This is a genomic window from Acidovorax sp. JHL-3, assembly GCF_000526295.1.
GTDB lineage: Bacteria > Pseudomonadota > Gammaproteobacteria > Burkholderiales > Burkholderiaceae_C > Acidovorax > Acidovorax defluvii.
This window is the reverse complement of the sequence record NZ_JAFU01000001.1, coordinates 3,051,591-3,070,786: the sequence shown is the minus strand read 5'-3', so window position 1 is coordinate 3,070,786 and position 19,196 is coordinate 3,051,591. Positions and strand designations below refer to the sequence as shown.

Below are 19,196 nucleotides of genomic sequence, written 5' to 3'. Positions count from 1 at the left end.
TTCTCCTTGAAAGGCAAGCGCCCCGGTCGAAGCCGGGGCGCTTGCCTTCGGCGCAGATCAAGCGGCCAATGCCTCGACGGGTTCATCCGCCACGGTGGCGGTTTCTTTCGCGTCGTCCTGCTGTGCATCCTGTGGGCCTTCCTCGGGTGCATCCTCCTGCGTGTCTTCGGCCTTGAAGATGGCGGGCATCCAGCCCGTGCCATTGGCCAGCCGTTCGGCTTCGCTGGCAATATCGGCCTTCTTCAGCTTCGCCAGCCGGTTGACGGAATCCGGTGCAAACGCGCCCACGGCATCCAGAATCACGGACTTGGAAACATGCTTGAAGTAGCCTTCTGCGCTCGGCTGCCACCATGCGGCCATGTCGAGGCCCACGGCCTGCGCCAGTTTCGCACCGGGCTGGTGCGGCGTGGCACGCGGCGTCACCACGTCCACCGTGGAAGCCACGCACACGGCCAGCAGCTTCACCAGTTCGCCTTGCTCCATCACCAGCAGCGCGGCGAACAGTTCGGCGCTGCCCTCGGGCAGCTTGCCGCCCCATGCCTGCTGCAATTCGCGCAGCGCCACGGCGGCAGGCGATTCCGGCCAGTCCGGGGCCATGCCTTCCAGCCGATCTTGCACCGTGAGGCGCACGCCCAGCGGCAGGTCGTGCCCGTAGTGGCTGCCCTGCAGGACGGTTTGCACCATGCCATGCACCACAGCGGCCAGCGCGGCTTGGGGATGCCGGGCGACTTCGATTTGCAGCGCGGCGGTGCGGTGCGCGCTCAAGCGCTGCGCCAACCGGTCGGACATGGCGGGGGCTTGCGCTTCGTCTGCCGTGTCGCCTTCGTCGTCGCTCTCGGCATCCTCGCCGCTGAACCCTTGGCGCAGCCTTTCCAGCGTGCGCAGTGCCTTGGCCTCGGCCTCGCGCAGCAGCCCGCGATGAATCACGGCTTCGCCGTTGCGGTCAATGGTGACGATGGCCCCGGCTGCGGCCTTCACGCTCGGGGCGTACCCCTGCAAGCCATCTTCCAGCGCCTGCAATTGCTCGCCCAGGACTTCGCCTTCCTCCTGCAAGGCTTCGGCCTTGTCCTCGTCCTCGGCTTCCATCGCGGTATCGAGGGCTTCGGCTACCTCCCGCATCTTGGCTTGCAGCTTCTCGATGCGCAGGGCATCGCGCTTGCCCGGTTCGCGGCGCTCCCTCGGGGCACGCTGGAAGGCTTGGAGGTCGGCATACGTGGCGGCGGGTGCTGCATCCACCCATGCCCATCCTTCGGCCGTCACCTCGGCGGCGATGCACGCCAGCTTGTCTCGCGCTAGCCGTTCCAGCAAGGCCGCATCGTTGAGGTACACCCCCGCATCGCCTTCCGCGAACAGGTCGCAGCGAATCCCGCCGCCTGCGGCTTCGTAGGTATCCAGCCCGACGAATCGCACCAGCGGATGCCTGTAAGCATCAGTCTCGCGTTCGGTGAGGCGTTCGCGCAGCGCAGACGGACTGCGCTGCCACTGCGGCGCATCGTAGAACGCGGCGTCTTGCGAAGCATGATCGTCAGTGATGGAAAGCGCCATGAGTTGGTCGAGCGTGACGGCATCGGCCCGGTAGTCGGCCATCAAGCGTGGCGAAACATTCGCCAGCTTCAAGCGCCGCTGCACCACCAGCGGCGTGACGGAAAAATCCGCTGCAATGTCTTCGATGGGCCGGCCTTCGGCCACCAGCGCCGCGAAGGCTTCAAACTGGTCTGCCGGGTGCATGGCTTCGCGCTGCACGTTCTCGGTGAGGCTGGCCGTGCGGGCCGTACCATCGGCCACCAGCAGGCAAGGCACCTCCCAATCCTTGGCGAGGCGGTGCTTCTTCGCCAGCAGCTTCAACGCGGCCAGCCTGCGGCCACCGGCCACCACTTCGTAATGCTCGCCATCGGCAGCGGGAATCACGATGAGGTTTTGCAGCAGGCCCACGCGCTGGATGCTCGCGGCCAGTTCGGGAATGGACATGCGCGGGGTCTTGCGCACGTTGCGGCCCGTGGGGCGCAGCACCAGCTGCGACAGCGGAACCAGAATCATGTTCTTGCTCGGGTCGGCGGCTTGCAGCATGTTGACGGCGGTAGTGGATGCGGTATTGACGGCGCTGGTTTCGGCATGGGTAACGGCGTTCATGATGGACTCCAATCAAATGAAACAGACAGGGAATGGAGGGGAAACCGCCCCTCCGGCGGGGGAACGGGTCAGGCTTTGAGGGCGCGCATGCCATCGGCCAGCAGCCACAGGGCGCGGTTCAGGCGAATGTCGGAATCGATGCCCTGCACGGGCCGGGTCTGCTGCCTGCGGCCATTGGCGGCGCGGCCAGACAATCCGCCCTTCGCGAGGTTTTCTTGGGTGCGGTTAAAGACGGACCACAAATCGGGGCGGCGATCCTCGAAGCGGCGCGGCATCAGAATCTGAGATTCGGTGATAGGCGCAGGCTTGTTCGGGTCGTTGTACTTCAAAGCCAGCGCAGCACGGGCGAACACTTCGGATTCGCCATCGTCCAAGGTGATGCCGCGCATGAGATTGCGGGATTCCTTCACCCGCTCGAAGCCGCTCAACACCTCGTAAGCGCCTGCTATGACGTGCCCGGCCACGTTGCCTTTGTGGGGCACGCGCACATCGGCCACGGTGTCACCGCACACCAGCCCATTGCTGCACACGAAACGGAACATTCCGGCCAGCATCTGATAGCTGCTGGTGCCATCGTGCGAGTTCAGCAGCACGATTTCGTTAGCCTCCGCACCGTTGATCTGGCTGGCGTGGCGCAGACGCAGCATGTGTTTGGTGTGCTCGCGCTTGCCTTCATCGCGCACGCGGGTTTGCGTCACCATGAAGGGCTGGAAGCCTTCCTTGCGAAGCTCGGTCAGCACGGCGGCCGTGGGGATGTAGCTGTACCGCTCGGAGCGGCTTTGGTGCGGGGCGTCCGCGAAGATGGACGGGGCCACGCTGCGAATCTGGTCATCCGACAGCGGGTAGTCGCTGCGCAGCGCGGGGGAATGGGAAGCGAAACGGGTTGCAAGCATGATCTTTCTCCTGACAAAGTTGGTTGTTGAAGAAGCCGCACACCGGATTCCTAGATTCGGAGCCCAGCCTTTCGGCTGTTTGGTGCGGTCGGCACGAAGAACCCGGTTGGCCTCGTTGCCACCGTCTTTCCTGAGTTCATCGCCCGCGACGAAAGGGAGCCCGCGGTCGTGTGCCGTCAAGGAGGCAAGCGCAGGGTTGGTGCGGCCCGCAGGCGCAGCCGAGGACACGGCCCTGCGCGCCTTGACGGCACACGACCGCGGGCTACAGTCGCGAGCAAGGTGATGGAGTCAGGAAAGATGGCTGGACAGGCAACGGCCCGTTCCACCGCCGACCGCTCGGCAAGCGAAGCGCGCAGGCCCGAAGCTGGAAGCCGGGCCGCAGGCGTCAGCCGAGCAGCGCGAGGGAACGATGGAAGCCCGACAGGGGCGAGACGCCGAAGGTGGCTCGATGCGAAGCACGACAGCGCGATCGGCCATGTTTCTTGGCCGGGGACGCCCAGACTTCAAGGCTCGATGGACACCACGCCCAGGATAGACACCATGTTCCAGGCATTGGGAAGCTGGCTCCACGGCCTTTGCGGCTGCGGATTCCTGGCCGAGCCGGCGCAGCCGGTTCGGCGGCATCGAGGGGCGCCAAGCATCGCGCGGCGGGGATAGCCCGCAGGGCTTTCCCCTGGAGGCAAGCGAAGCGCGCAGCCCTTGACGGCGAGAACGCCGTGATACGGTGAAGGGAACAGCAAGACCGCCTACCCACCTCCAACAAAGGTATGGGTAGGCAAGCGCAGCGCGCAGGCCCGCCAGGGCCGCAGGCGTCAGGGATCAAAGCCGGATGGCCGCAACTCGGAGCGAGGTGCGGGGCAACGCCCGCGAGCCCGGCGGCGCACTGTGCCGGACGCACAGTTCGGCTCCCTTGGCTTATCCGTCTGTACTGTGTTGACGCGCGTCGGATCGAAGAATCTTTTTGTTACTATTATTGGAAACACTTCAATAGGTACTCGGGGCTTGGAGGACGAGGTACGGGGAACAGCGATGAAACGTCGCGGATCGTCGATGGGCTGTGATAGCTGGCTTGCCTTGCGTCCATCGTCGATGGCATTGGCGCTTACCGGACCCACATTGGGTCGGCACATGGGCGCGGCATTGAGCCGCCTAAAATCGTGGTGTCAGAAGCGCGCTTGGCGGTTCATGCATCGCACACCATTGTGATTTTCGTAATGGAGCGCTGGCTTGGCACGATGCGGCGCGTTTGAACGACCTGCGGCCATTATTTCTAATGAGCCGGCAGGCCGGTGGTTCAGGCGTGCGACACGATGGGCTCGGCCGGTGCAACGGACAAGCGCATACCGACCGCATGCAGCACGGCCAGCAAGGTCTTGAGCGTCGGGTTGCCTGTCGGCGACAGCGCCCGGTAGAGCGCTTCACGGGTGATGCCTGCTTCCTGAGCAACCGTCGCCAGTCCGCCGTAGGCCTCGGCCACGTCGCGCAGCGCGAGCAGGCCGACCGCACGATGCTCCGGGTTGTCCAGCTCTTCCAGTGCAGATTTCAGGTATTCGACCGCAAAACCTCGATCGGCACGCAGCTCGGCAATGGTGGCCTCGCTATGGGAGACCGAGGCGGCATGTTTGCGATTGCTCATGTATTTCTCCGTTTCCAGTCCAGCCAGTATTCCTTGGCCCGTTGAATGTCCGCATCCTGCGAGCGCTTGTCGCCGCCACACAGCAGGATGACCAGCGCCGCACCGTGCCGGCCGATGTACACGCGGTAGCCGGGGCCGATGTCCTCGCGCAGTTCCAGGACACCTTCGCCGACCGGCTTGATGTCGCCAAAGATGCCCAGGGACACCCGCCGGAAACGGATTTCCAGCTTGGCCCGAGCCCGTGCGTCCCGCAGATCGGCCAACCAATCGGTCAGCGGCACCGCACCATCTACACGTTGGTATCGCCGGACTTTAATCATGGCGCGGCCTCCATTGTAACTTATAAATCACAAACATCAAGGTGGCCACCTTCATGATGCAAGCTCGGCCGACGCATCGGTCGCGCGCTTGCTGCCGGGCGGGACTGCGCGCGTGCCGTCCTTGCGATGCCGAAATGGCTTGTAGACCGCGACCGGGCTCTTGGGCTCCTGTGCGATCGGAGCTGGAGGCGGAACGTCGATGGCTGGCGACGGCCGGGTTTCGATCACGACTTTGCGCCGGCTCGCCACCAGCTCGGCAGCTGCGCGAACGGGATCATCCTCGGTGTGCACGTACCGCATGAACATCGTGACCGTCTTGTGCGCGGTCAGTGCCATGCCGACTTTCACGGGGACGCCTGAGTTGGCGATGTCCGTCGCCGCGCGATGGCGGATGCCGTGCGTTCCGACATGGGGAACGCCGGCGCGATTGAGGACGCGCCGCCATGCCTGATAGTAGGAATTCGCGGTCAGCGATTTCTTGTGATTGAAGATCGACGGGCAGACATAGGGAGAATTCTCGTAGCGCGCCGCGGTTGACAAGAGCCGGTGCGCTTCCTCGCTCATGGGCTTGGACATGTCCCCAGTCTTGCTGTCCGGCCAGACCACGCGCTTGTTGGGCAGGTCGATCCAGTCCCACTCCAGCAACAGGATCTCCGACATGCGGGCAGCGAACTCGAACTGCAGCCGGATCGCCAGTGTCAGCGTCGGGTGCTCCAGTCCTTCGGCGTCGGCCTTTTCGAGATAGGCGAACAACAGCGCCATCTGCGCGTCAGTGATCAGGCGCGTCTTACCTTTCTCGGGGTACTTCGGAACGTGCCGGCAGGGATTGGAGCCATCGGGCCGGTAGCCCCACAGTTCGGCGAGGTTGAACATCTTGCGAATGCAGCCGAGCACCCGATTGGCCTGGATGGGCGACTTCTCCTTGCGCTTCATCAGCGCGGTTACATCCAGGCGGGTGACGTCCGCCACTTTCATGTTGCCGAAGGCCGGAATGATCGAGCGGTCGATCTGATGCTGGTACGAACGTTGGGTGCTCGGCTTGTTGCGGGTCTTGGAGTAGTCCTCCATGAACCGGGTACACAGTTCGGCAACGGTCGGCGCCTTGCGCGCCTCCGCCTTCTGGCCGCCGGGGTCGCCGCCACGGCGAACTTCGGCCAGCCAGTTTTGCGCGAGCGTGCGGGCTTGCTCGACGGTCAGTTCACCGAACAGCCCAAGCGACGGCTTGCGGCGCTCGCCAGCGTTGGTGCGATACTGCACCATGAACACCTTCCGGCCTGTGGGGGTCACCTTGCACAGGAAGCCCGGAACCAGCGTGTCGCGCAGTTCCACGTCAGTGGATTGAGGCTGCGCCGTATCGACCGTCGTTTTCGTCAGTTTGATCTTCGCCATGATTGCTCCTTGGAATTGCCCGATTTCCAGGAGCCAGGCAGGAGCCAAGCGAAAGGGAGCCGGGTCGATTTGCATCAAGCACCCGGGTATCATCAAGACAAGATGCCCCTATGAAAACCTGCCTCGGGGGGCTTGATCCAAGCCCGGAGTGCCTCGGTGCAGTACCGATTCTTCGGCTTAAAATCCGCCGCTTTCCTGAAAAGGGGCGTGCCGGTTCGACCCCGGCTCGGGGCACCACTACGATTCAATCATGTCAAGTTACAACGCTCCCTTTGAAATCCATGTCCACGGACAGGTCCAGTTGCGCGCCGATACCAGCTTTGAACAGCTCCAGGAGGCGCTCAAACCCCTGTGGAAATACGCCGGTGCCCGCTCGCTGGCCGATGGCGCGGCCAGTGCCTACGAAGAAGAGCCTGGAATCAAGTTCGATGCTCAGGAGCACATGCTGCAGATGTGCTGGACGGTGCGTGGCGACGACGATTTTCGCCAGTCGCTCGATGAAATGTGCATGAGCCTCAACGAGCTGGCCGAGTTGGGCGCCGCCATCGAGGTGACGTTTTACGACGCCGATTTCGATGAGGACGAGGAAGACGACGGCACCGAGTCGCGCGACGATTTTGTGATGCTGTTCGTGGGCCCTACGCCTGCGGCCATCATGCAGGTGCAGCGCGATTTGCTGGTGCAGGATGTGGTGAACATGATGGAGCGCCACTTTGATGGCGCCGAGCTCGGTGGCGTGGTGGCCGAGATCGACAAGTTGTTCACCCAGCGTTTCGACGCCCTGGTCAATTCGCTGGAAATTGGCAAGCCCCCGCGTGGATCGGGTGGGCCTGGCGGCTCGGGTGGCGGACACGGTGGCGGACGTCGCCCGCGCCACCTTCACTGAAAACGCGAGTTTTTGAGTTGCTGCGCCACCGGCCTGGCCCGGCTTGCTGCGCTGCGCGATTGACGGTGACTGGATGAAAACCGATCTGCCTTACCTGCGCACCTACCCCGAGTCGCTGCAAGACCAGGCCCGGCAACTGCTGGGCGAGGGGCAGCTGGGCCCTGTGTTGCTGCGCAAATACCCCCAGCCGCACGCGGTGCGCAGCGACAAGGCGTTGTATGACTACGCTGCAGAACTGAAGGCCCGACACCTGCGCAACGCAGGCACGGTGAACAAGGTGGTTTTTGACAGCAAGATCCATGTCGTGCGCCATGCGCTGGGGTTGCATACCTCGTTGTCGCGCGTGCAGGGCAACCGCCTGGCGGCCAAGCATGAGATTCGCGTTGCGGCCTTGTTCAAACAGGTTCCGGACGAGTTTTTGCGCATGATCGTGGTGCACGAACTGGCCCATTTGCGCGAGAAAGACCACGACAAGGCCTTCTACAAGCTGTGCGAGCACATGGAGCCGCAATACCACCAGTACGAGTTTGACGTGCGCCTTTACCTTACGCACCTCGAGCACGCTGGCGAGCGTCTGTGGGCGCCGGAATAGCTATCAATTAAATAGCTGCTCGCGCTATACCAGCAAGCGCTACAGCCTGATTTGATCTGTATTTACGGGATGGAGACAGTGGCGCAGCAGTCGGGTGGCAGCTGCAGCCAGCGTTCTGCGGCCGCCTGCAATGGTGCGAGTGCGCCGGTGGTGAGCAAGCGGATGGAGGCGGGCGCCTCGGCTATTGAATCTTCGGGGGTGAGCAGCGCATCCTTGTGCAGCAGGCGCCGCGTTTGCCGTGCCACCGGCTCGCCGGTTTCAATCAGCCGCACCTGCGGGCCAACGAGTGAGCGCAGCTCGTCCGCCACAAACACATAGTGCGTGCAGCCCAGCACCAGCGTGTCGATGTGGCCCGTTTCGGTACCAAATGTGCCCATCGCGCCGATGTAGCGTGCACACAGTGCTCTGGGTTCGGTAGCAAAAGGGTCGGTAGGCAAGGGCCGCGCCGTGCTGTCCTCGATGGCGCGTGCCAGGCCATCGCAGGGCTGGACAATGAATTCAGCCTGTCCGGCCAGCGACGCCAGCAGCCTGGAAAATTTCTCGCTGGTCAGCGTGCCGCGCGTACCGATGACGCCAATGCGCCCGGTTTTGCTCAACGCTGCAGCGGGCTTTAGGGCGGGCTCCAGCCCCACCAGCGGCAGATCGGGCTGGCTGCTGCGCACCTCATGGATGGCGGCAGCCGTGGCCGTGTTGCAGGCCACCACCAGCGCCTTGATGTGGTGCTGTTCACGCAGGTAACAGGTAATGGCGTGCGTACGGGCGCTGACAAAAGCGTCGCCCCGCGCATCGCCATAGGGTGCATTGCCGCTGTCGGCCAGATAGACAAAGCGCTCGTGGGGCAATTCGGCGCGCAGCGCCTGCAGCACGCTCAGGCCCCCGATGCCACTGTCGAAAACGCCGATGGGTTGCGCAGCACGGTTCATGGTGTCAGGCAGGTAAAGGAAACAGGGGCAGGGCGGATGGTTTCACCCGCTGTGTGCAGAGGCAACCCCGCGCCATCGGCGCGCCGCCATGCCCGTTGGCGTCAGGCTGCTGCGACTTCGATGCCCTTGAATTCGCCTGTGGCGATGCGCTTTTGCCACTCGGCGGGGCCGGTGATGTGGGCGCTGGTGCCGCCCGCGTCCACGGCCACGGTGACGGGCATGTCTACCACGTCGAATTCGTAGATGGCTTCCATGCCCAGGTCTTCAAAGCCCACCACCTTGGCGGTCTTGATGGCCTTGCTGACCAGGTAGGCGGCACCGCCCACGGCCATCAGGTAAGCGCTCTTGTGGTTCTTGATGGACTCGATGGCGACCGGGCCGCGCTCGGCCTTGCCGATCATGGCAATCAGGCCGGTCTGCTCCAGCATCATGTCGGTGAACTTGTCCATGCGCGTGGCGGTGGTCGGGCCGGCGGGGCCCACGGCCTCGTCACGCACGGGGTCGACCGGGCCCACGTAATAGATCACGCGGTTGGTAAAGTCCACGGGCAGCTTCTCGCCCTTGGCCAGCATGTCCTGAATGCGCTTGTGTGCGGCATCGCGGCCGGTGAGCATCTTGCCGTTGAGCAGCAGCGTGTCGCCGGGCTTCCAGCTGGCCACTTCTTCCTTGGTGAGGGTGTCGAGGTTGACCTTCTTGCTCTTGTTGTAGTCGGGCGTCCAGTTCACGTTGGGCCACAGGTCCAGGCTAGGGGGCGTGAGGTACACGGGGCCCGAGCCGTCCATCACAAAGTGCGCGTGGCGCGTGGCGGCGCAGTTGGGGATCATGGCAATGGGCTTGCTGGCCGCGTGCGTGGGGTACATCTTGATCTTGACGTCGAGCACCGTGGTCAGGCCGCCCAGGCCTTGGGCGCCAATGCCCAGGGCGTTGACCTTTTCAAACAGTTCGAGGCGCAGGGCTTCGACCTTATCGAGCGCGGGGCCGCCGGTCTTGGCGGCTTCGGCCTTGGCCTGCAGCTCGTACATGTCCAGGTCGTCCATCAGGCTTTCCTTGGCCATGAGCACGGCTTTTTCCGCCGTGCCGCCAATGCCGATGCCCAGCATGCCGGGCGGGCACCATCCGGCACCCATGGTGGGCACGGTTTTGAGCACCCAGTCCACCACGCTGTCGCTGGGGTTGAGCATGTACATCTTGGATTTGTTCTCCGAGCCGCCGCCCTTGGCCGCCACGGTGATGTCCACGGTGTTACCAGGGACGATCTCGGTGAAGATCACGGCAGGCGTGTTGTCCTTGGTGTTCTTGCGGTCGAACTGGGGGTCGGCCACCACGCTGGCGCGCAGGGTGTTGTCGGGGTGGTTGTAGCCACGGCGCACGCCCTCGTTGATGGCGTCGTCCAGGCTGCCGGTAAAGCCTTCCCAGCGCACGTCCATGCCCACCTTCAGGAAGACGTTGACGATGCCGGTGTCCTGGCAGATGGGGCGCTGGCCCGTGGCGCTCATCTTGCTGTTGGTCAGGATCTGCGCAATGGCGTCCTTGGCAGCGGGGCTCTGCTCACGCTCGTAGGCGCGGGCCAGGTGGGCGATGTAGTCGGCGGGGTGGTAGTAGCTGATGTACTGCAACGCGGCGGCGATGGACTCGATCAGGTCTGCTTGGCGAATGGAGGTCGTGGTCATGGCAGGTGGGGTCAGTGGGGTAAATCGCGAACCCTGAATTATCCCCCTGCGGGCTTGCGCGGTGCTGTCAGGCACGATGGTGGGGCGGTGGCTGGCGCAAGAGGCGGCGGCGGCGACCCCAATGGGTAGCGCAGCACAGCGTTGCATGGGTATGCTGCGCCCTGGTGTTTCTATCCCTTCATTCCATTGGCTCGCAGAGCAGCAAGGCAGAACTGTGATGACATCCCGACCCGACCCGACCGCAGTCCGCACCGAGAAAGACAGCTTTGGTCCCATCGATGTGCCCGCCCAGCGCCTGTGGGGCGCGCAGACCCAGCGTTCGCTGCAGCATTTTGATATTTCGGGCGAGCGCATGGCGCCGGAGCTGATTCGTGCCCTGGCCCAGGTCAAGCGCGCCAGCGCCTATGTGAACAATGCGCTGGAACTGCTGAATGCCGCCACGACCACGGCCATTGTGGCGGCGGCCGACGAGGTGATTGAAGGCGGCCATTTGCAGGAGTTTCCGCTGGTGGTATGGCAGACCGGCTCGGGCACCCAGACCAACATGAACATGAACGAGGTGCTGGCCAACCGCGCCAGCGAGCTGCTGGGCGGACCGCGCGGCGAGGGGCGCCTGGTGCACCCCAACGACGATGTGAACAAGAGCCAGTCGAGCAACGATGTCTTTCCCACCGCTATGCACCTGGCCGCGGTGGAGGCGCTGACGCACCGGCTGCTGCCTGCCTTGCAGCAACTGCGCACCACGTTGGCGGACAAGGCCACAGCCTTTGAAGACATCGTCAAGATTGGCCGCACCCATCTGCAAGACGCCACACCGCTCACACTGGGGCAGGAAATATCGGGCTGGGTGGCGCAGCTCAAGCATGGCGAGCAGCATGTGCGTGCGGCACTGCCGCACCTGTGCGAGCTGGCGCTGGGCGGCACTGCCGTGGGAACGGGGCTCAATGCGCCCGCCGGTTATGCCGCGGCGGTGGCGCGCGAACTGGCCGACCTGACGGGGCTGCCCTTGATCACCGCGCCCAACAAGTTCGAGGCCCTGGCCAGCTGTGATGCGCTGGTGCATGGCCACGGTGCGCTCAAAACCCTGGCGGCCAGCCTGATGAAGATCGCCAACGACGTGCGCTGGCTGGCCAGCGGGCCGCGCAGCGGGCTGGGCGAAATCACGATTCCCGAGAACGAGCCGGGCTCGTCCATCATGCCGGGCAAGGTGAACCCCACGCAGTGCGAGGCACTGACCATGCTGTGCGCGCAGGTGATGGGCAACGATGTGGCCATCAACATCGGCGGTGCTTCGGGCAACTTCGAGCTGAATGTGTTCCGCCCCCTGGTGATCCACAATTTTTTGCAAAGCGTGCGCCTGCTGGCCGACGGCATGGCCAGTTTCAACCACCATTGCGCCCAGGGGATCGAGCCGCACCGCGCCCGCATGGCCGAGCTGGTGGAGCGCTCACTGATGCTGGTGACGGCGCTGAACCCGCACATCGGCTACGACAAGGCCGCGCAGATTGCCAAAAAGGCCCACACCGAAGGCAGCAGCCTGCGCGATGCGGCCATTGCCTCGGGCCATGTCTCGGCCCAGCAGTTTGACGCCTGGGTGGTGCCGCAAGACATGGTGGGCCGATAGCCGACACCCGCCAGCGCCCGTGGTGCTGCACGCCAGCAGTCATGCAGGGACTTGAAATGCTATAAAAAACATAGCTGCTAGCGCTTTATGGTATTGCGCTAGAGCCTGTTTTTTTCATTAATTTGCGTGCTATTTTGCCGCGGCAATGGCCTGGGCAATCCAGCTGTCAAACGTCTTTTGGTGCGCCTTGATCCAGCCGTCGGTGTGGCGTGCGATGTCGCTGGCCTTGTTTTCGCCCCGGCTCATGCGCAGGTTCTGGGCGTTGATGTCGGCCACGGGCAGCTGCATCACCTCAAACAGCCGGGCGGCCGCCGGGTTCTGGTCGGCAAAGGCCTTGTTGGCCATGATGTGTTGCTGGTTCACCTTGAACCCGTAGTTTTTGCCGTTGGACAAACGGGTGTCGTCCTGCGCTGCGGCCGTGGGGGAATCGGGCACCTCCAGCCAGACCACATCGGTGCCGGGGCGCAGCACGGCGCTCACCCAGTAGGGCGTCCAGGTGTAATAAAGGATGGGCTGCCCTTGTTTGAAGCGGGCAATGGTGTCGGCGATCAGCGCGGCATAACTGCCCTGCTTGTGGGTGATGGAGCCGCCGAGCTGGTAGTTTTTGAGGTGGCGTTCGATGGCCAGCTCGCAGCCCCAGCCAGGGTTGCAGCCGGTCAGGTCGGCCTTGCCGTCGCCGTCGGTATCAAACAGCTTGGCCAGTTGGGGGTCTTTGAGCTGGGCGAGGTTGGTGATCTGGTAACGCTCGGCGGTCTTCTTGTCGATCAGGTAGCCCTGGGCGGCGTTGTCGGAGTACACGCCCTTGCGGTAGAGCTTGGCGTCGCCACCGCTGTTTTTGTAGAAATCGGCGTGCAGCAGATTCCAGTGCGTTGCCATGAAGGTGGCGTCGCCGTTGGCAATGGCCAGGTGCTCTGTAGCGGGCTCCAGGTCTTTCATGGGCTGCACGTCGTAGCCCAGTTTTTCCAGGGCGCGCGCAACCAGCAGGGTCTGGAAGGCCTCTTCGGCAAGCGAGCTCTTGAGGGGCTGCACGCTCACGCCCTTGCCGGGCAGGTTTTGCGCATGGGCGGCTCCTGCCAGGCCGAGGGCCAGCAAGCTGGCAGCGATGGCGGTCTTGGCGCCGTGGGTGAAAAGTGGCTGATTGGACATGGCTGCGGTCTCCTTGAATGAGGGTGCGGGAAATTCGATCAATGGTGGTATGCGGCCCAAGCCCTAGCGGCGGGCCGGTGCCAGATCGGCGGGGGCTTCAGGTGCCGCCGACGCTGCGGGTGTGGTGGTGGCGGTGGCGGTGCGGCGCACCAGGCGCCACGCCAGACCGGCCGGTCCGGTCTGCCACCAATGGCGCACGCCCCGGCGCGGCCGGCCCATGGCCTGGGTGATGCGGTCCAGCGTGACGGCCAGCAGCACAATGCCCAGACCGCCCACGGTGGCCAGGCCCATGTCCAGGCGGCCAATGCCACGCAACACCATCTGGCCCAGGCCGCCCACGGCAATCATCGAAGCGATCACCACCATCGACAGCGACAGCATCAGCGCCTGGTTGATGCCCGCCATGATGGAAGGCATTGCCAGCGGAAGCTGCACCTTGACCAGCAACTGCCAGGGTGAAGCGCCATAAGCACGCGCGGCTTCGATCAGGTCGGGGCGCACCTGGCGCAACCCCAGGTTGGTCAGGCGCACCAGCGGCGGCAGCGCAAACACGATGGTGACAATCACCCCCGGCACGTTGCCAATGCCAAACAGCATGACCACCGGCACAAGGTAAACAAAGGCGGGTGTGGTCTGCATCGCATCCAGAAACGGGCGCATCCAGCGCTGGGCGCGGTCGCTGGCTGCAAGCACAATGCCCAGCGGCAGACCGATCACGATACAAAATGCCAGCGAGGTCAGCACCAGCGACAGCGTCACCATGGCCTCGGACCAGATGCCCAGCATGGCCACCACCAGCAGCGAGGCCACGGCGACCAAGGCCACGGCGCGGCCGGCAAACTGCCACGCCAGCAGACCCAGCAGCGCCACCATGGCCAGCGTGGGTACGCCGGTGAGCAGGCCTTCCACCCAGGTCAGCGTGCCGTCAATCGGCGCGCGCACCGTCTGGAAGAAGGGGCGAAAGTTCTCCACCACCCAGCCCAGTCCCTCGTTGATCCACGATTCGATGGGCAAAGAGCCATCCCACAGTTGCTGGATGTGCCAGCCACGGGACGCGGCATCGGTGCTGTCCAAAGACGTGGTTGCGGCCTGTTCCGGGGCATCCAGCCAGCTGCCGTTGCTGTCGGTGGCGTCACTGCCGGCCGGGGCTGCGCCCCATGGGTCGGCGTTGTCGGTGGTTGCTGCCGTAGAGGGCGCATCCGACGCTGCGGCAGGCAGATCCCAGGGCGTGACGGCTGCGCCGGAATCTCCCGCTGTGGCCCAGGGGGCGGTATCGGCGGGCGGTGGCAGCGCGGTTGCCGCGGGCGTGTGCAGTGCATCGGTCATGCGAAGCTCCTTTCTTGGGCGATGGTTTCCTCAGGCGGTGCCGAGGGCGGAACCGGCGGGGTGTCGCGGTCCAGAAACTTTAGCAACGTGGTTTTGCTGATGGCGCCCTGAAATTCGCCTTGCGGCCCCAGCACCGGCAGTGCGCAGGGCGCCTGCGCCACCTGGCCAAACAGGTCGGCCACCGCCATGTCGGCGGCGATGGGCTCCACATTGGGCAAAAAGGCGTGTTGCAAACCCCTTGGCCCCACATGGCCCTCGAGTGCGGTGCGCAGCGAATCGGCCGACACGGTGCCCAGGTAGCGCTGCGTGGGACTAATCACGTAGGCAAAGTCACCGTCCTGCTCTTCGAGCTGCTTGAGTGCGGCGCGCGAGCCCCGGTCGCTGTGCTCGGATACCACGGTGAAGCGCTTGCGCGCAATATCGCCCGCCTTGAACACGGCAGCAGCATCCACGCCCCGCACGAAGTTGCGCACGTAGTCGTTGGCGGGGTTGCGCAAAATATCGTCGGGCGTACCCACCTGCACCACCTGGCCGTCCTTCATGATGGCGATGCGGTCACCGATGCGCATGGCCTCGTCCAGGTCGTGCGAGATGAAGACGATGGTGCGCCGCCGGACCTGCTGCAGGCGCAGCAACTCGCTTTGCATTTCGGTGCGGATGATGGGGTCGAGTGCCGAGAAGGCCTCGTCCATGAGCAGGATGGACGGATCGGACGCCAGCGCGCGCGCCAGGCCCACGCGCTGCTGCATGCCGCCCGACAGCTCGTCGGGATAGCTCGCGCCCCAGCTGGCCAGGCCCACCTGCTCCAGTGCCTGCGCTGCCTGCGCCTGGCGCTCGGCCCGGCCCACGCCCGCCAACTCCAGCCCCAGGGCGGTGTTGTCGAGCACATTCATGTGCGGCATCAGCGCGAAAGACTGGAACACCATGCTGATGTCCTTGCGCCGCAGTGCGCGCAATTGCCCACTGGTCAGGCTGCTGATGTCGGTGCCGTCCACCAGAATGCGGCCGGCCGAGGGCTCGATCAACAGGTTGAGCAGGCGTACCAGCGTGGATTTGCCAGAACCGGACAAGCCCATGACCACAAAGATTTCACCCGCCTCAATGGTGAAAGTGGCGTCGAATACGCCGATCGAGTTGCCGGTACGCTCCAGAATCTCGTGCTTGCTGCAACCCTGGCGGACAAGCTCCAGTGCCTGCTGCGGCGCATCGCCGAAGATTTTGAACACATGGTCGATGGTGATTTTTTTTGCCACGCTGGTGGATCTCCCTCGTTGAATGGGTGGAACACAGCCCGCCCGCCATTGGCGGACAGGTTCGAAGCCCTTGTGAGGCCCTGATGCGGCGGCCAACCCTGGCTGAGATCAGCACACGGGAGGGCACGAAATGGATAGGCACTGGCCGTGCCAGCTTGGCCCGAATGGCACGCAAGGTGGTGCGCAAGGGCCAGAGGTGTGTTCCGGCAGCGGACCCGGGGGAGGACGCTGGGACCACGGCTGCCACCGGGCAAAGGCACGGCGGCGGGGCATCAGGGACAAACTTTGACGGGCTGGAGCGACCGCGAAGGCCACACCAGGAACACATTGCAACCCCGTTGGGGCTGAATTACCTGCGTTGCAGGTGGTGAATGAGAACCGAAGTATACGGATTCAGTGTTTTTGGGTCAAAACAGGGGTTTTTCAAAACCGGGTATACACGCGCGTTGTTCCGGTCGCGATGCGCCCCGACCGGGTCCCGTCGGCGGGGGCATCCTTCTTTTATAGAGGTGTGCTTGCTATAAAATTAATAGCTTCATGCGCTTTATCTATAAGCGCTTGAGGTTAATTTGACTAAAAATTATGGCTCAATGCTTTACATGGCTGCTGTTGAGCAGCTTGTCGGTGTAGGCAATGGCCAGTGCACTGGTAAGGAAGACCACATGGATGATGGTCTGCCACATCAGCACCTTCACGTCGTAATTGGCGGCGTTGATGAAGGTCTTGAGCAGGTGGATGGAGCTGATGCCGATGATTGACAGGCCCAGTTTCACCTTCAGCACCGAGGCATTCACGTGTCCCAGCCATTCGGGCTGGTCGGGGTGGTCGTCCAGGCCCAGCCGGCTCACAAAGGTTTCATAGCCGCCCACGATCACCATGATGAGCAGGTTGGAGATCATCACCACGTCGATCAGCGCCAGCACCACAAGCATGATCACGGTTTCGTTCAGCGCGGTGATCTGCACCTCGGGCTTGTAGCCGATGCTGGTCACCAGGGCCTGTAGCGCCGTCTGGCTGCCAAACACTGCTTCGACCAGGTGCCAGAGTTCGAGCAGGAAATGCCACACATACACGGCCTGCGCCGCAATCAACCCGAGGTAAAGCGGCAGCTGCAGCCATCGGCTGGCAAAAATCAGCGCAGGCAGGGGACGCAGGGGAGACGGGGGTTTGGGCGTTGGGGTGGACATGAAGGCCTGAGCAGGAAATGGAATGACGCCGGATTTTAGGTTGCGCGCGGGCTGACAAGCTTTAAGCTGAGGCCCGTCAGTGGCTTGTAAGTGGGGTGGCAGACAGTACCGCACAGTTCCATCAGACCCAGGAGACAACACCATGAGTTCGCCCAATTCCTCTATCGAGTCCGTGCTCGTCGAAAACCGCGTGTTTCCGCCCTCGGACGCGATTGCCAAGGCAGCCCGCATTTCGGGCATGGCGGGTTACGAAGCGCTGTGTGCTGAGGCCGACAAGGATTTCGAAGGTTTCTGGGCCCGCCTGGCACGCGAAAACCTGCAATGGACCAAGCCTTTCACCCGCACCCTGGATGAATCCAATGCGCCGTTCTATCAGTGGTTTGCCGATGGCGAACTCAATGCATCGGCCAATTGCCTGGACCGCCACATCGGCACCCCCACCGAAAACAAGACGGCCATCATCTTCGAGGCCGACGACGGCGCGGTAACCCGCATCACCTACAAAGAGCTGCTGGCCCGCGTGAGCCAGTTTGCCAACGCCCTCAAGGCCCACGGGGTGGAGAAGGGCGACCGGGTGTTGATCTACATGCCCATGACGATCGAAGGCGTTGTCGCCATGCAGGCCTGCGCACGCATTGGCGCCACGCACAGCGTGGTGTTTGGCGGCTTCAGCGCCAAGGCGGTGCACGAGCGCGTCATCGACGCGGGTGCCGTGGCCATCGTCACGGCCAACTACCAGATGCGCGGCGGCAAAGAGTTGCCGCTCAAGGCCATCATCGACGAAGCATTGGCCACTGGCGGCTGCGACACCCTGCGCAACGTGTTTGTGTACGAGCGCACGCCCACGGCGTGCAACATGGTCGAGGGGCGCGACAAGACCTTTGCCCAGGCACTGGCCGGCCAGAGCACCGACTGCCCGCCCGTGGCGGTGGGTGCCGAGCACCCGCTGTTCATCCTCTACACCTCGGGCTCTACCGGCAAGCCCAAGGGCGTGCAGCACAGCACGGGCGGTTACCTTTTGTGGGCCAAGCTCACGATGGAATGGACGTTTGACCTGCGTCCCGACGACATCTTCTGGTGCACGGCCGACATTGGCTGGATCACGGGCCACACCTATGTGACTTATGGCCCGCTGGCCGCAGGCGCCACGCAGATCATCTTTGAAGGCATCCCCACGTTCCCGAATGCCGGGCGCTTCTGGCAGATGATCGAGCGCCACAAGTGCTCCATTTTCTACACCGCTCCCACGGCCATCCGCTCGCTCATCAAGGCAGCCGAGGGCGATGCGGCAGTGCACCCCGCGCGCTCCGATCTTTCGAGCCTGCGCATTCTGGGCAGCGTGGGCGAGCCTATCAACCCCGAAGCCTGGATGTGGTACTACAAGCATGTGGGCGGCGAGCGTTGCCCCATTGTGGACACCTTCTGGCAAACCGAAACCGGCGGCCATGTCATCACGCCGCTGCCCGGTGCAACGCCGCTGGTGCCCGGCAGCTGCACGCTGCCACTGCCCGGCATCACTGCTGCCATCGTGGACGAAACAGGCAACGACGTGGCCAATGGCGCGGGCGGCATCCTGGTCATCAAGCGCCCATGGCCCAGCATGATCCGCACCATCTGGAACGACCCCGAGCGCTTCAAGAAGAGCTATTTCCCTGAAGAACTCAAGGGCTACTACCTGGCCGGCGACGGCGCCGTGCGCAGTGCCGACCGTGGTTACTTCCGCATCACCGGCCGCATTGACGACGTGCTCAACGTCTCGGGCCACCGCATGGGCACGATGGAAATCGAATCGGCACTGGTCGCCAAGACCGACTTGGTGGCCGAAGCCGCCGTGGTGGGCCGCCCCGACGATGTGACCGGCGAGGCAATTTGCGCTTTTGTGGTGCTCAAGCGTTCGCGCCCCACCGGCGACGAGGCAAAGGCGATTGCCAAAGAGCTGCGCGACTGGGTGGCCAAGGAAATCGGGCCGATTGCCAAGCCCAAGGACATCCGATTTGGCGACAACCTGCCCAAGACCCGCAGCGGCAAAATCATGCGCCGCCTGCTGCGCTCCATCGCCAAGGGCGAAGCCATCACCCAGGACACCAGCACGCTGGAAAATCCCGCAATTCTGGATCAGTTGTCGCAGACCAACTGATCCAGAAGGGCGCCGCAGGCGCCCGCGCGCAGCGCTTGCACAGAGTGCCACCTGCACTTGCCACTGTAGGACGGCACCGGCACC

At 63.8% G+C, this 19,196-nt stretch carries 16 protein-coding genes; 5 read left to right on the top strand and 11 right to left on the bottom strand.

The window, feature by feature from the left end; translation table 11 throughout:
• Window positions 1–57: 57 nt before the first annotated feature.
• Window positions 58–2,130, bottom strand: a complete 2,073-nt coding sequence (locus K226_RS0114280; protein ID WP_024815470.1) for a ParB/RepB/Spo0J family partition protein — start codon at window positions 2,128–2,130, stop codon at window positions 58–60.
• 68 nt (window positions 2,131–2,198) lie between these two features.
• Entirely contained in the window at window positions 2,199–3,026 is an 828-nt protein-coding gene (locus K226_RS0114275) for a DUF932 domain-containing protein (RefSeq protein WP_024815469.1), read from the bottom strand.
• A gap of 1,061 nt (window positions 3,027–4,087) precedes the next feature.
• On the opposite strand from K226_RS0114275, the gene K226_RS19570 reads away from it, so the two are divergent.
• Window positions 4,088–4,273, top strand: coding sequence for an abortive infection family protein (locus K226_RS19570; RefSeq protein WP_081739385.1), 186 nt, complete (start codon window positions 4,088–4,090; stop codon window positions 4,271–4,273).
• A 44-nt stretch (window positions 4,274–4,317) separates the two neighbouring features.
• Here the strand turns inward: K226_RS19570 and K226_RS0114270 are convergent, their stop codons facing one another.
• The 3 genes from K226_RS0114270 to K226_RS0114260 are packed head-to-tail and all read right to left on the bottom strand — an operon-like array spanning window position 4,318 to window position 6,368.
• A complete protein-coding gene (locus K226_RS0114270; RefSeq protein WP_024815468.1) occupies window positions 4,318–4,659 on the bottom strand; it encodes an addiction module antidote protein in 342 nt (113 codons plus the stop codon).
• Window positions 4,656–4,979, bottom strand: a complete 324-nt coding sequence (locus K226_RS0114265; protein WP_024815467.1) for a type II toxin-antitoxin system RelE/ParE family toxin — start codon at window positions 4,977–4,979, stop codon at window positions 4,656–4,658. The genes K226_RS0114270 and K226_RS0114265 overlap by 4 nt, the downstream gene beginning before the upstream one ends.
• A 51-nt stretch (window positions 4,980–5,030) precedes the next feature.
• Window positions 5,031–6,368 (bottom strand): site-specific integrase, encoded by a 1,338-nt coding sequence (locus K226_RS0114260; protein WP_024815466.1) that lies wholly within the window; start codon window positions 6,366–6,368, stop codon window positions 5,031–5,033.
• Between the two features lie 250 nt (window positions 6,369–6,618).
• On the opposite strand from K226_RS0114260, the gene K226_RS0114255 reads away from it, so the two are divergent.
• Window positions 6,619–7,254, top strand: a complete 636-nt coding sequence (locus K226_RS0114255; RefSeq protein ID WP_024815465.1) for a DUF6806 family protein — start codon at window positions 6,619–6,621, stop codon at window positions 7,252–7,254.
• Between the two features lie 73 nt (window positions 7,255–7,327).
• Window positions 7,328–7,846, top strand: coding sequence for a M48 family metallopeptidase (locus K226_RS0114250; protein ID WP_024815464.1), 519 nt, complete (start codon window positions 7,328–7,330; stop codon window positions 7,844–7,846).
• 62 nt (window positions 7,847–7,908) lie between these two features.
• Here the strand turns inward: K226_RS0114250 and murI are convergent, their stop codons facing one another.
• Complete coding sequence (gene murI, locus K226_RS0114245; RefSeq protein ID WP_024815463.1) at window positions 7,909–8,769, bottom strand: glutamate racemase; 861 nt, start codon at window positions 8,767–8,769, stop codon at window positions 7,909–7,911.
• A 101-nt stretch (window positions 8,770–8,870) separates the two neighbouring features.
• The gene (locus K226_RS0114240) at window positions 8,871–10,439 is read right to left on the bottom strand and encodes a fumarate hydratase (RefSeq protein ID WP_024815462.1); all 1,569 of its coding nucleotides are present in this window, start codon (window positions 10,437–10,439) and stop codon (window positions 8,871–8,873) included.
• Between the two features lie 217 nt (window positions 10,440–10,656).
• Here K226_RS0114240 and fumC point away from each other — a divergent pair, with 217 nt between their 5' ends.
• Window positions 10,657–12,063, top strand: coding sequence for a class II fumarate hydratase (gene fumC, locus K226_RS0114235; protein WP_024815461.1), 1,407 nt, complete (start codon window positions 10,657–10,659; stop codon window positions 12,061–12,063).
• A gap of 129 nt (window positions 12,064–12,192) precedes the next feature.
• Here the strand turns inward: fumC and proX are convergent, their stop codons facing one another.
• The 4 genes from proX to K226_RS0114215 form a co-directional block, all read right to left on the bottom strand.
• Complete coding sequence (gene proX, locus K226_RS0114230; RefSeq protein WP_024815460.1) at window positions 12,193–13,209, bottom strand: glycine betaine/L-proline ABC transporter substrate-binding protein ProX; 1,017 nt, start codon at window positions 13,207–13,209, stop codon at window positions 12,193–12,195.
• Between the two features lie 63 nt (window positions 13,210–13,272).
• Entirely contained in the window at window positions 13,273–14,535 is a 1,263-nt protein-coding gene (gene proW, locus K226_RS0114225) for a glycine betaine/L-proline ABC transporter permease ProW (RefSeq protein ID WP_024815459.1), read from the bottom strand.
• Entirely contained in the window at window positions 14,532–15,788 is a 1,257-nt protein-coding gene (proV, locus tag K226_RS0114220; protein WP_024815458.1) for a glycine betaine/L-proline ABC transporter ATP-binding protein ProV, read from the bottom strand. The genes proW and proV overlap by 4 nt, the downstream gene beginning before the upstream one ends.
• 587 nt (window positions 15,789–16,375) lie before the next feature.
• Window positions 16,376–16,975, bottom strand: coding sequence for a TIGR00645 family protein (locus K226_RS0114215; RefSeq protein WP_024815457.1), 600 nt, complete (start codon window positions 16,973–16,975; stop codon window positions 16,376–16,378).
• Window positions 16,976–17,117: 142 nt separating this feature from the next.
• Between K226_RS0114215 and acs the strand changes: the two genes are divergently transcribed.
• Complete coding sequence (gene acs / locus K226_RS0114210) at window positions 17,118–19,112, top strand: acetate--CoA ligase (RefSeq protein ID WP_024815456.1); 1,995 nt, start codon at window positions 17,118–17,120, stop codon at window positions 19,110–19,112.
• Window positions 19,113–19,196: the final 84 nt, after the last annotated feature.

Bases quoted from the DNA above. Each gene is read 5' to 3' on its own strand.
- K226_RS0114280 (WP_024815470.1), bottom strand. From the start codon at position 2,130: ATGAACGCCGTTACCCATGCCGAAACCAGCGCCGTCAATACCGCATCC.
- K226_RS0114270 (WP_024815468.1), bottom strand. From the start codon at position 4,659: ATGAGCAATCGCAAACATGCCGCCTCGGTCTCCCATAGCGAGGCCACC.
- K226_RS0114265 (WP_024815467.1), bottom strand. From the start codon at position 4,979: ATGATTAAAGTCCGGCGATACCAACGTGTAGATGGTGCGGTGCCGCTG.
- K226_RS0114260 (WP_024815466.1), bottom strand. From the start codon at position 6,368: ATGGCGAAGATCAAACTGACGAAAACGACGGTCGATACGGCGCAGCCT.
- K226_RS0114255 (WP_024815465.1), top strand. From the start codon at position 6,619: ATGTCAAGTTACAACGCTCCCTTTGAAATCCATGTCCACGGACAGGTC.
- K226_RS0114250 (WP_024815464.1), top strand. From the start codon at position 7,328: ATGAAAACCGATCTGCCTTACCTGCGCACCTACCCCGAGTCGCTGCAA.
- murI (WP_024815463.1), bottom strand. From the start codon at position 8,769: ATGAACCGTGCTGCGCAACCCATCGGCGTTTTCGACAGTGGCATCGGG.
- K226_RS0114240 (WP_024815462.1), bottom strand. From the start codon at position 10,439: ATGACCACGACCTCCATTCGCCAAGCAGACCTGATCGAGTCCATCGCC.
- fumC (WP_024815461.1), top strand. From the start codon at position 10,657: ATGACATCCCGACCCGACCCGACCGCAGTCCGCACCGAGAAAGACAGC.
- proX (WP_024815460.1), bottom strand. From the start codon at position 13,209: ATGTCCAATCAGCCACTTTTCACCCACGGCGCCAAGACCGCCATCGCT.
- proW (WP_024815459.1), bottom strand. From the start codon at position 14,535: ATGACCGATGCACTGCACACGCCCGCGGCAACCGCGCTGCCACCGCCC.
- K226_RS0114215 (WP_024815457.1), bottom strand. From the start codon at position 16,975: ATGTCCACCCCAACGCCCAAACCCCCGTCTCCCCTGCGTCCCCTGCCT.
- acs (WP_024815456.1), top strand. From the start codon at position 17,118: ATGAGTTCGCCCAATTCCTCTATCGAGTCCGTGCTCGTCGAAAACCGC.